Annotated in this window: 15 protein-coding genes and 1 pseudogene; 6 read left to right on the top strand and 10 right to left on the bottom strand. The window is 45.1% G+C overall.

The features are described 5' to 3' along the window. Positions 1-20: 20 nt before the first annotated feature. On the bottom strand, positions 21-1,142 hold the full coding sequence (gene gmd / locus Q1B11_RS17500) for a GDP-mannose 4,6-dehydratase (protein ID WP_299734797.1): 1,122 nt from the start codon (positions 1,140-1,142) through the stop codon (positions 21-23). Between the two features lie 223 nt (positions 1,143-1,365). Between gmd and Q1B11_RS17495 the strand changes: the two genes are divergently transcribed. From Q1B11_RS17495 to Q1B11_RS17480, 4 genes are all read left to right on the top strand, one after another. Next, positions 1,366-1,608 (top strand): DUF6364 family protein, encoded by a 243-nt coding sequence (locus Q1B11_RS17495; protein ID WP_299734796.1) that lies wholly within the window; start codon positions 1,366-1,368, stop codon positions 1,606-1,608. Continuing rightward, positions 1,605-2,024 carry a PIN domain-containing protein gene (locus Q1B11_RS17490; RefSeq protein ID WP_299734795.1) on the top strand — a complete coding sequence of 140 codons (420 nt, stop codon included), beginning with the start codon at positions 1,605-1,607 and terminating at the stop codon, positions 2,022-2,024. The genes Q1B11_RS17495 and Q1B11_RS17490 overlap by 4 nt, the downstream gene beginning before the upstream one ends. A gap of 220 nt (positions 2,025-2,244) precedes the next feature. Then, the gene (locus Q1B11_RS17485) at positions 2,245-2,466 is read left to right on the top strand and encodes an AbrB/MazE/SpoVT family DNA-binding domain-containing protein (RefSeq protein WP_299734793.1); all 222 of its coding nucleotides are present in this window, start codon (positions 2,245-2,247) and stop codon (positions 2,464-2,466) included. Beyond that, positions 2,463-2,894: a type II toxin-antitoxin system VapC family toxin gene (locus tag Q1B11_RS17480; protein ID WP_299734792.1), complete on the top strand. Its 432-nt coding sequence runs from the start codon at positions 2,463-2,465 to the stop codon at positions 2,892-2,894. Before Q1B11_RS17485 ends, Q1B11_RS17480 begins: the two co-directional genes overlap by 4 nt. Positions 2,895-3,020: 126 nt before the next feature. On the opposite strand, the gene Q1B11_RS17475 is transcribed toward Q1B11_RS17480, so the two are convergent. From Q1B11_RS17475 to Q1B11_RS17465, 4 genes are all read right to left on the bottom strand, one after another. Then, complete coding sequence (locus tag Q1B11_RS17475; protein WP_299734791.1) at positions 3,021-3,284, bottom strand: DUF2442 domain-containing protein; 264 nt, start codon at positions 3,282-3,284, stop codon at positions 3,021-3,023. A gap of 89 nt (positions 3,285-3,373) precedes the next feature. Continuing rightward, a complete protein-coding gene (locus Q1B11_RS20475; protein WP_366139488.1) occupies positions 3,374-3,544 on the bottom strand; it encodes a DUF4160 domain-containing protein in 171 nt (56 codons plus the stop codon). 253 nt (positions 3,545-3,797) lie between these two features. After that, on the bottom strand, positions 3,798-4,085 hold the full coding sequence (locus Q1B11_RS17470) for an addiction module antidote protein (protein ID WP_299734789.1): 288 nt from the start codon (positions 4,083-4,085) through the stop codon (positions 3,798-3,800). Further along, positions 4,078-4,383, bottom strand: a complete 306-nt coding sequence (locus Q1B11_RS17465; RefSeq protein ID WP_299734787.1) for a type II toxin-antitoxin system RelE/ParE family toxin — start codon at positions 4,381-4,383, stop codon at positions 4,078-4,080. The genes Q1B11_RS17470 and Q1B11_RS17465 overlap by 8 nt, the downstream gene beginning before the upstream one ends. Before the next feature lie 370 nt (positions 4,384-4,753). Between Q1B11_RS17465 and Q1B11_RS17460 the strand changes: the two genes are divergently transcribed. Further along, positions 4,754-5,005 (top strand): DUF6364 family protein, encoded by a 252-nt coding sequence (locus tag Q1B11_RS17460; RefSeq protein ID WP_299734785.1) that lies wholly within the window; start codon positions 4,754-4,756, stop codon positions 5,003-5,005. Next, a complete protein-coding gene (locus Q1B11_RS17455) occupies positions 5,002-5,424 on the top strand; it encodes a PIN domain-containing protein (RefSeq protein WP_299734783.1) in 423 nt (140 codons plus the stop codon). Before Q1B11_RS17460 ends, Q1B11_RS17455 begins: the two co-directional genes overlap by 4 nt. A gap of 519 nt (positions 5,425-5,943) precedes the next feature. On the opposite strand, the gene Q1B11_RS17450 is transcribed toward Q1B11_RS17455, so the two are convergent. The 5 genes and pseudogenes from Q1B11_RS17450 to Q1B11_RS17430 all read right to left on the bottom strand — a co-directional run bounded on the left by Q1B11_RS17450 (position 5,944) and on the right by Q1B11_RS17430 (position 10,571). Then, positions 5,944-6,426 (bottom strand): TM1812 family CRISPR-associated protein, encoded by a 483-nt coding sequence (locus Q1B11_RS17450; protein ID WP_299734782.1) that lies wholly within the window; start codon positions 6,424-6,426, stop codon positions 5,944-5,946. Between the two features lie 229 nt (positions 6,427-6,655). Further along, the gene (locus tag Q1B11_RS17445) at positions 6,656-6,958 is read right to left on the bottom strand and encodes a nucleotidyltransferase domain-containing protein (protein WP_299734781.1); all 303 of its coding nucleotides are present in this window, start codon (positions 6,956-6,958) and stop codon (positions 6,656-6,658) included. 222 nt (positions 6,959-7,180) lie between these two features. After that, positions 7,181-7,669: pseudogene (locus Q1B11_RS17440) on the bottom strand (GDP-mannose 4,6-dehydratase); the annotation flags it as partial. Between the two features lie 67 nt (positions 7,670-7,736). Then, positions 7,737-9,068, bottom strand: coding sequence for a glycosyltransferase WbuB (locus Q1B11_RS17435; RefSeq protein WP_299734779.1), 1,332 nt, complete (start codon positions 9,066-9,068; stop codon positions 7,737-7,739). Positions 9,069-9,533: 465 nt separating this feature from the next. Continuing rightward, on the bottom strand, positions 9,534-10,571 hold the full coding sequence (locus Q1B11_RS17430; protein ID WP_299734777.1) for a hypothetical protein: 1,038 nt from the start codon (positions 10,569-10,571) through the stop codon (positions 9,534-9,536). Between the last annotated feature and the right edge of the window lie 21 nt (positions 10,572-10,592).

Genomic DNA, 10,592 nt, shown 5'->3' with positions numbered 1-10,592 from the left:
CTTTGTGGTTCAAAAAAATCTTATTCCCGAGACACTTTCACATCGTAGCCATGCTCTTTCAACAAAGCATGCTGCTTGGCCTTGGCCAGGTCGTACTCCACCATCTCCGCCACCATCTCTTCCAACGTGGTCACCGGCACCCAACCCAGTTTGTTTTTGGCATTGGACGGATCACCCAACAGAGTTTCCACTTCCGCCGGGCGGAAGTAACGAGGATCAACCGCCACCACCTTCTGGCCAACCGTCAGAGCCGGGGCATTATCGCTGATGATTTTCTCCACATAGGCGCACTCATCCACACCGGTGCCTTCCCAGCGCAGCTGAATACCAATGGCCTTGGCGGTGAAATCCACAAACTGTCGTACAGAATATTGAACGCCGGTGGCAATCACGAAATCTTCAGGTTTGTCCTGCTGCAGCATCAGCCACTGCATCTCTACATAATCACGGGCATGGCCCCAGTCACGGAGGGCGTCCATATTGCCAAGGTGCAGGCATTCATCCAACCCTTGGGCAATATTCGACAAACCACGGGTAATCTTCCGGGTGACAAAGGTTTCACCACGGCGAGGGGACTCATGGTTAAAAAGAATGCCGTTGCAGGCGTACATACCGTAAGATTCCCGATAGTTCACGGTAATCCAATAGGCGTACATTTTGGCCACGGCATAGGGGGAACGCGGGTAAAAGGGTGTGGTTTCCTTTTGGGGGATTTCCTGCACCAAACCGTACAACTCAGAAGTGGAGGCTTGATAGAAACGGGTCTTTTTCTCCAACCCTAAAAAGCGGATTGCTTCCAGCAAGCGCAGAGTACCCAGAGCATCCACATCAGCAGTGTATTCCGGAGATTCGAAAGAAACCGCCACATGGGATTGTGCCGCCAGGTTATACACTTCATCGGGCTGCACTTCGCTGATGATACGAGTCAGGTTAGAGCTGTCGCTCAGGTCACCGTAGTGGAGTTTGAAATTTTGATTGTCAGTGTGTGGGTCTTCATAGATATGATCTACCCGTTCGGTATTAAAAGAAGAGGCACGGCGTTTGATGCCGTGGACTTCGTAGCCTTTTTTTAGCAGAAACTCGGCAAGGTAGGAACCGTCCTGGCCTGTTACGCCAGTGATTAGTGCGACTTTTTTGGACATGACTTTTTGACCATGATTTTAAATGAAGGTTATGGGTTATGGGTTATGGGTTATGGGTTATGGGTTGTGAGGGGTGAGGGGTGAGGCATGAGTTAAAAGCTAACCGGGCTATTAACCATTCACTATTCCCACAAAACCCATAACTCAAAACACACAACTCAATTTTGCCAACCCCCAAAGCGTGACGTACACTAAAAAAAATCTATACGCCAGAGAAAACAACATGCAAAAACTGACGCTGAGAATGGAACAAGACCAGGTTGAAAGGGCCAAAACCTATGCTGCACGCCATGGCAAATCACTATCACAGCTGGTGGCAGACTACTTTGACTCGTTAACCACGACTGAAACCAGCGAAGAAGCCTTGCCACCTCTTACCCAAAAGCTGAAAGGTGCACTCCGAAGTGCTAATGCCAGCATGGATGACAGTGACTATAAAAAGCACCTGGAGGACAAATACCTGTGAGCATACTGGTAGACACCAATGTCATTCTCGATGTACTGCTGGAAAGGGAGCCGTTTGCTGACAACTCATCCCGCATAATAGCGCTGATTGAACGCAAGCAATGTATTGGCTACCTCTGTGCTACCACGCTGACGACAATTCACTATCTGGCCTGCAAGACCATTGGGAACAAAGCCGGCCGCCAGGCCATTCAAACACTGCTGCAAATGTACCAGGTAGCCCCCGTTGACCATAAAGTGCTTCAGATGGCGCTGAATACCGGTTTCAAAGACTATGAAGACAGCGTACTTTATGTTGCCGGGGTGAATGCAGGCGCGAGCGCCATCATTACCCGGAATGTAAAAGATTTCACGGAGTCAGAGCTGCCGGTTTATACGCCGGAAGAGTACCTTGTCAATGTTGTGGGTAAGGGGTGAAGTTTGGGGTTGTGGGTTGTGGGTTGTGGGTTGTGAGTTAAAAGCTATCAGCCCAATTCACTATTAACCATTCACTATTCCCAAACAACTCACCCCTCACAACTCACAACTCACAACTCACAACCCACAACCCACAACCCACAACCCACCACAAAAACTTGACCACCCTCCCCACAACTCCTATCTTTACTTTCACACAAAAAGTAAAGAGGAGGTGCATATGCCAGTCATCAGCTCAAAGCGGCAGATCACACTGCCTGCAGAGCAATGCCGGTTAGCGGGGCTTGCGCCGGGTGATGAATATGAAAGCTATATTGATAACCACGGTCACATCACCATTGTTAAAAAAACCATTGGCGCCGCCCGGGGTATGCTGAAAAACATCAAAAGCGATAAGCGAATGACCGATGAAACATCGATGCAAACCGGCATAAACCCATGATCGCCATCGATACCAATGTATTACTGCGCTACCTGTTGGATGATGACAGGCAACAATCGGCAAAGGCCACCAGACTCATCAGTGGTAGCAGAGTGGTACTGATCACGGATATTGTCCTGGTTGAAACCCTGTGGACTTTGCGGGGTAAAAAATACAACCTGAATAAAACTCAACTGATTCATGTGATTCAACAGCTCTTTTCCGAACCGAACATCCGTTTTGAAGATGGCCAGACGGTGTGGCGAGCCCTCAACGACTATCGGTTAGCAGTGCCGGTAAAAGTAGGCAGCAAGCGTAAAAGTGCAGACTTCCCGGATGCGTTGATTATCAATAAAGCCCATTACTGCGTAAAATTTCCAGACCGGCTGGAAGGGGTATACACCTTTGATAAAGCGGCTCAGACAATTGATGGGGCTTGTGAGCCGTGAGGTGGTAGTGCTGGGTGATTAGTTATGGGTTCTGAGTGATGAGTTGTGAGGCATGAGTTAAAAGCGAACAAAACAATTCCCATTAACCATTAACTATTCCCTCATCCCTCTCATCCCTCATCCAGCCTAAGCTGCAGGTTTAACCAATTTACCTGATGACTCCAGCTTCTTATAAAGGCTACCTGCACTGAATTCCAGCCCATTTGGCCAACACACTGCCCCTAGCTCAATAAAAAACCTTTGAAAAAACGCCGTATCTTCCAGAGGCTCGGTAAGACTGGTTTTTTGCTCCAGAAATACACTGAAATCCATCACCCCAAAACTGCCATCAGAAAAGCGCAGCTTAATATCGGCACCTGACTGGTAAACTGCCTGAATGACTTTAATCATGATCAGCTCCTGCAATACGCTCGAGAGATTGAAGGTCGATAGCTCTTTTCCAATTTTCCTCTAGTTCAGCTTGATGCGACAGGCACCATTCACCAACGAGTTTTACCGCCTTTTTTCGGCAACCTGCCCTCAAGCACATGGCCGGTTGAAATTTCAATAAGCGCCTCATACCCTTGATACTCTGCATGAATATGAGGAGGGGCGTGATCTGCGTGATACATCCTGATATAAATCCCGAAAAAACTCGATATTACCGGCATCACAGATTCCTATATATGACATTATTATAATCATCAGGTTAGTCATAGTTAAGTCAGAATCAACTCACTAAATTGATATGGAAACTCTGGAACCGTATTGGCTTTATGCACAATGAAAGACTTGACCCTGATTTTTTTATGCCGGTTGGTGAGTGAATGGTTGTGAGTCATGAGACGTGAGGTGTGAGTTAAAAGCTATCAGGTCAATTCACTATTCCCAAACAACTCACCCCTCATAACTCACAACTCACCCCTAAGAATTAAGCTTCGCAGTAATACCAAGCCCCAGGGCCTGCATCACCGTAAGAATAGTTTTCAGCGTTGGATTTCCATCTTCACTGAATGAGCGATACAACTGCTCACGGGAAAGGCCAGTTTGTTTGGCGATGCCTCCCATACCTTCGGCCCTGGCAACAACGCCGAGCGCCTTGGCAATATAAGAAGCGTCACCGGTTTCAAAAGCATCTGCCATAAACAGCTCGATCGCTTCAGGGCTATCGAGAGCCGCCGCTGGGTCGTAGTTATGGATAGATTCAGTCATTGTGTTTCTCCATTTCTTTCGCCAGCCGTTTGGCTGCTTCAATATCCCTGCTTTGGGTACTTTTGTCTCCGCCACACAGCAAAATGATTATCTCACTACCATGGTGGCGGAAGTAAACACGGTAACCCGGACCATAGTGAACTCTTAATTCACTAACGCCCTGACCTACCGGAGAAACATCACCGGCAAGCCCGTTTGCCAAGCGGAAGATCCGAGCCGCTATGGCCGCTTTTGCCCTGAAATCTTTGAGCCTCCTCTCCCACTTGCAGTAGGTGTCGGTTTGTTTAATGGTGATCATAGAGAGATTGTAGTTTATAAACTACATAAACAGCAACGTTCTCATCTGATCAATTCATCGAAAGTAAAGGCAATACTGGTTTCCTATAACATTTACAGAGCGACCGATACGGGTGGTGGAAGTATCGGTGGAAATGTTGGGTTTTCGTTGTTGCAAAATGAAAGACCTGACTTGGCTTTTCCTCAACTCACAACTCACAACTCACAACTCACAACTCACAACTCACAACTCCTTCAGTTTTCTCGCTTTTCATTTCTTTTCATAATTCAGGAGTGAAAATGTCTATAAAAGAATAAAAGGAGAGAAACCCGACTTGTTCTGCCCGGCAATACGTACTAATTTATTAAATGTATACGTATAGGAGGTTTGAATGAGTAAATTGACGCTCACCGTCGATCCTGCAGTGATAGAGCTGGCAAAGCGCTACGCTGCGAGCCAAGAACAAAGCTTGTCAAAACTGGTTGAGAATTACCTGAAAACACTGCCTAAAACACCAACACCCGATGAGCCTGCATTAGAACTCACCGGGCTGGTTGCAGAATTAGCAGGTGTGCTTGATGACAAAACCATAAGTGCTGACCGTGCCGAATACATCGACTATCTGCAGGATAAATACCAATGATAGAAACACTCTTTCTAGATGCGGATATCATTCTTGATCTTCTGGCCCAGCGACAGCCCTGGTTTAAAGACAGCGCAACCGTTTTTCAGAAAATACAGGCAGGTGATTTTCAGGGAGTCACCTCGGTAACCATATTTGCCAATGTGTTTTATATTCTCAGAAAGCAACTGGGTCACAAAGATGCAAGGCAGGCACTGGTGAAATTGAAAAGCCTACTGAAGATCATGGTAACTTCCGAAGCCAGTTTAGAGCAGGCTTTAAACTCGAGCTTTAAAGACTTTGAAGATGCCATTCAGTATTACACCGCTCAAAATGGCGGGGCCAGCTTACTCTTGACTCGCAATATCAAAGATTACAAATCAGAAAAATTACCAGTAATGACACCTGCTCAGTTTCTCGAAAGCCTCAATTGCCACTAAGTACCCGGCCATATGGAATCGAATATTTCTGGCTTGTTGATCAGGTTCTCTGCAAGGCGCAACGGCGGGAGCATAGCGAGCTATGTGACCAGAGTTGCAACGCAGAACAGTGCCTGAACAATGAGTCAGAAAATATGATTTCATATGAACGGGTACTTAATAGATCGCGAACCGAGGAAACCTGAGGGGCGTGTTAACGTCAGTTTCTCCTATAACTTTTGAACGATTTAGCGCCGTGCTACAACTGATGCACAATGAAAGACCTGACCCCGGTTTTATATACACCTTTGATAAAGCGGCTCAGACAATTGATGGAGCTTGTGAGCCGTGAGGTGGTAGTGCTGGGTGATTAGTTATGGGTTCTGAGTGATGTGGCGTGTGTTGTGAGGCATGAGTTAAAAGCGAACAAAACAATTCCCATTAACTATTAACTATTCCCTCACCCCTCACCACACCAATCGCTTATACCTATAAACGACACTAGCTATGCACAATGAAAGCCCCCGGTTTTCTTGAAAACTAGTACGCACCGTACTTTAAAGCAAACACCTTTACCCCTTCGTAGGTTTCAAGCAACTGCTCCGCCAATGGCATGGCTCGGTTCAGCGTTGCAGCATTAACTTCACTGTCTTCCGGGTAATCGTGAGCAAACGCATTACGAAGCTCGCGTAGCATCAACCATTGTTCCGCACTCTCGATCACACCGATTTTCTCAAGCCGGTTTAATTTATCGATGAAGGTATTCAAACTACCCTGCTCTTTCACCAGCTCCAATAATTGAGGGAACAGCTTGGCACCCATTGCATCTTGCAACTTACCAAAACGAGTTGAAAACTGATCCAGAAAAGCCACTACTTCCGGAGCAAGATTGTCGAACTGAACCCCAGTCAATGGAAAGAGACTTTCTGTCTCAGTCATAACCCAGCGAAGGCGCATAGCGTGGCGGTCACAAACACTGAGGGTGCGACTCACAATATCGTGAGGGGATTGTCTGTTAGTCATTATTAGTGCACTCAGGGGTTATACCAATTCTGTTTTTAAATTATGGGCTGCGCAGCTATTTTGACCGACTGGATCAGCGTTGAAGTTCCTCGCCATAGCTACCACCCACAGGGCGTAAAGGCTATGACTCGTCTCTTCGCCTTGCCCAGCCGCCCAAAATAACTTGCTCGTTCCAAAATTTAAAAACGCCATTGGTATTACTTGAAAAAGATGGCTTAAAAGTTATCAATCAAAGTCGCACACCCGTCTCCAGAGCTTCAAAGTGTATCGGTTCTACAGGCATACCTCGCCGATATATGACCAAATCAATCTTTTGATCGCCCATCTCATACTTAATAGCCGACAAAGCCTTTAGCTTAGCGTCCACCAACGCATCAGGCTCATGAAGATCCGTTTCTACATAAAGATCTATATCGCCCCCTCGTTTATTTGGGTCGACTCTGGAGCCAAATAACCAGACCTCAGCAGTCTTGCCAAAACAACGCTGCACATGTTGCTTAATAGTCTCAATTTGAAAAGGAGTGAGTCGCATTGGTCAATCTTCTACAAGGCCAGATCACCCATAATCTTATCAGAAAATAGTGCGCAGGGTCACAGTTGCATATTCTGGCTCACCGTAAACGCTGTTTCTGGTAAAGCGTGAACCCGATTTTCAATGAAAGGCTTGACCCCGATTTTCCTCACTAAATTGATATGGAAGCTCTGGAACCGTATTGGCTTTATGCACAATGAAAGACTTGACCCCGGTTTTCTACATTTTGGCCACTGCATAAGGGGAACGTGGGTAGAATGGGGTGGTTTCTTTCTGGGGAATCTCCTGAACCAGGCCATACAGCTCAGAGGTAGAGGCCTGGTAGAAGCGGGTCTTTTTTTCCAAGCCTAAAAAGCGAATGGCTTCCAGCAGGCGGAGGGTGCCCAAAGCGTCGACATCAGCAGTATATTCCGGAGCCTCAAAAGAAACCGCCACATGGGATTGTGCCGCCAGGTTGTACACCTCATCCGGCTGCACTTCGCTAATAATACGGGTCAGATTGGAGCTGTCGCTCAGGTCTCCGTAGTGGAGTTTGAAAAGTTGATTATCAGTGTGGGGATCTTCATAGATATGATCCACCCGTTCAGTGTTAAAAGAAGATGCACGGCGTTTGATGCCGTGAACTTCATAGCCTTTTTTTAGCAGGAACTCGGCAAGGTAGGAACCGTCCTGGCCGGTAACGCCGGTGATTAGTGCGACTTTTTTGGACATTGATTTTAACTACGTTTGTGAGGGGGGGAGTTGTGGGTGATGGGTTGTGAGGTACAGAAACTCATAACTAATTTCCAGCTACCAACTGAACCAGATCCTGTTCAAACCGGTTCAGTACGGCATCTTTATTGAGATAATCAAGCGCATACTGTCGGGCGGTTTTGTTGTACCCATCAGCGTTGATAACATTTTCCAGCAATGTGCTCAGGCCTGCGATAAACGCATTCAGGTCTTCCGGTTCAACACGCTCAGCAATACCCGGGAAGTTGTTACATAACCGGCCCAGTTCAGTTTCTTTTTCAGCAGTAATCAGCGAGTAGCCACCGGCAGAGAGAATCCCGGTCAGTTTGGAAGGCAGTACAATATCCGCAGCCCCTTTTTTCTGAACCACCAGATGAATATCTGCCATTGCCAGCAGAGCAGGTAAATCCTCATAGGGCTGCAACGGGAGAAATTTGAGGTTGGTTAAATTCTGCTCTTTTGCCTGCTGTTCCAGCCGTGCCTTACTGGCACCGTTGCCAACAATGCAGAACTGGATATTTTTTTCGCCACGGAGGCACGGAGACACAGAGTCTTTAATCTTTTCCTCTGTGTCTCCGTGCCTCCGTGGCAAACTTTCTTGCTGAAAGTGATTAGCTGCTTCAAGCACAATCTCAAGCCCCTGTTTTTCACCCAGGTTGCCAGAGTAAAGTATAACCAGATCATCCGTTGCATAACCAAACCGCTCACGAATTGTTGAACCATCTACATCCGGTGTCACAAAAGCGGTATCCACCCAATTAGGGAAAAACAGTCGTTTATTTTCTGACACTCCCTTACGGGCTGCATTCTCCAACATACTGAATGAAATAGATGAAACCCGGTCAAACGAGTTGGTAATCCATTTTTCAATGCCAAAGACCAATTTCTTAAAAAAGGAACCACTTTCCTGTGACGATTCTGAGCTGACAAAAAGCCCAAACATGGCATCAATTTCAAAATCCTGCACATGGAGTAACGTCTTTGCACCACATAACTTCCCAAGTAGCAATGCAGCAGGCGTACAGAACATCGTAGGCTCTATAGTAATAATCACATTGGGTTTCCAACGCCACTGAGCCAAAATTTGGAAGAAACTGCTGGCAGCAAAACTTGCCAAATGAATAATCCGCTTAATGGTAGAGACTTTGGCAGGTACATAAAGCGGGCAGCGTATCACCTTTACCTGTTCTCGCATTTCGGTTTTGTATTGCCAGGCTTTGTATCCCTCGCCAACTTGCCACTCAGGGTAATAAGGTGGTGCAGTAATTACCCGGACATCATGACCCTGTGAAGCAAGCGATACACTCATTTCACCTGAATATTTACCTATACCAGTGAGTTCAGGGGTGTAGTTGATTCCGTAGAGGAGGATTTTCATTAAGTAATTCTTGGTTTTACAGTTTCAGGTTTGGATGGATGCTGAAGCAATTCTATTTTTAGGCATATGATTGAACACTGAACTACTAATTATAGTAACAGCGTTTTTTTATAGTGATAACCAGCGTTACGAAGCAGCAAATGCTGCCCCCCCATTTTCAAATGCTTATTTTCTGAGAATGGATATCAAATATTGATTGCTTAATTAATCATTAGGTAAACCCCCGGCTATGCCGGGGTGACTCGCATAGGCTTGGCCGAGGCTACGGTAGGCTCTTTCGAGTGATTTTCTTGATCGTCTACAGTGATGTTTCAGTCAGGTAGTTGAGAATTGATATGTGCTCAATGTGGGGCGCGCCGGAGGGCGCAATAATAGCCCTTTGAGGGCTATCCCCTAATAAGCTTCCGGCTATGCCGGAAGTCATTTAACTGAAGTTATGGAAGCCAGTATAATAGTTAAATATCATCAGGAAAACCAAGAACGTATTATTGTCATGCACCTTATAATTCTCCGGACGAAGAAAATTATTTTCTTAGGAAAATATAATGACTTCATTCCAAGCTTATAGGTAGAAGACTCTGCCGTTAATTCAGGTAAAAGCTCAACTAAGACAGAGTTAGAGTATAGCCTAGCACACCATTCAACATCCTCAGCTTCCCCCCATAATAGATTCAAATTAATAGGTTGCTTTAAATAAATACTCTTCTTGCAAAAAAACAATCCACCATCAATATAAGGCAATCCATATTTGAGAAGCTTCAAAAAATCATACCTATTATAATCAATAGGCAAAGGCATAGTTTTTGGAAATACACCAACTTCAAACCCAGCTGTCACGTTAAAATCCAAGTATGGGAAATTTCTATTTTTATTCCGGAAAACTACTTTAGGGGAGAAAACATCAAAATTGTCAGGTATAGATTTAAAGCTGAAGTCACTAAGTATTATTCTCGTGTGCAAAACTGCAATATTTTCATAATGCATTTCTTTCACAAGGTGAAGTTTCTTTCTTCCAATAAAAAATAATTGATTTTTATCATCATACGTCACATACCGTATATTCTTGCCTTTACTGATATCATCCTCACCCCCTACGGGTCCACAAACAAGAATTTCAAAATTATAGCCGGACATCTTAAGCGAGTCGAAAACGGAATCAATACAATGTTTAAGCTGTATAATTTCAGACTTATTTCCAGAATATACGATTCCAACTGACCAACCACTTGTTCTATTATCTAGGGAAGCATTCTTTTTATATACAATCTTTCTAGAAACGTCATCGCGATATAAAATCTCACCAAACCCGCCTAGCCATTTATTCAATACCTGTGAAACCTTTTGAAAAGGAATCTTTTTTATAGGACTTTCATACGTTATAGGTCCATCATCATAAACCTCCAAAACTCCATCTTTGGCCAAAGCCCAAAATGAATATTTGAAAGCGAAGGGTAAAAGATTGTTCTTTTTAAAAAAACTTGTATAAATAATTATTTTTGACAAGTTAGACTCATATCTAATTGA

Source organism: uncultured Endozoicomonas sp. (assembly GCF_947495845.1).
Taxonomy (GTDB): domain Bacteria; phylum Pseudomonadota; class Gammaproteobacteria; order Pseudomonadales; family Endozoicomonadaceae; genus Endozoicomonas.
The sequence above is the reverse complement of the archived record's forward strand: the minus strand, read 5'-3'. Positions and strand labels throughout refer to the sequence as shown.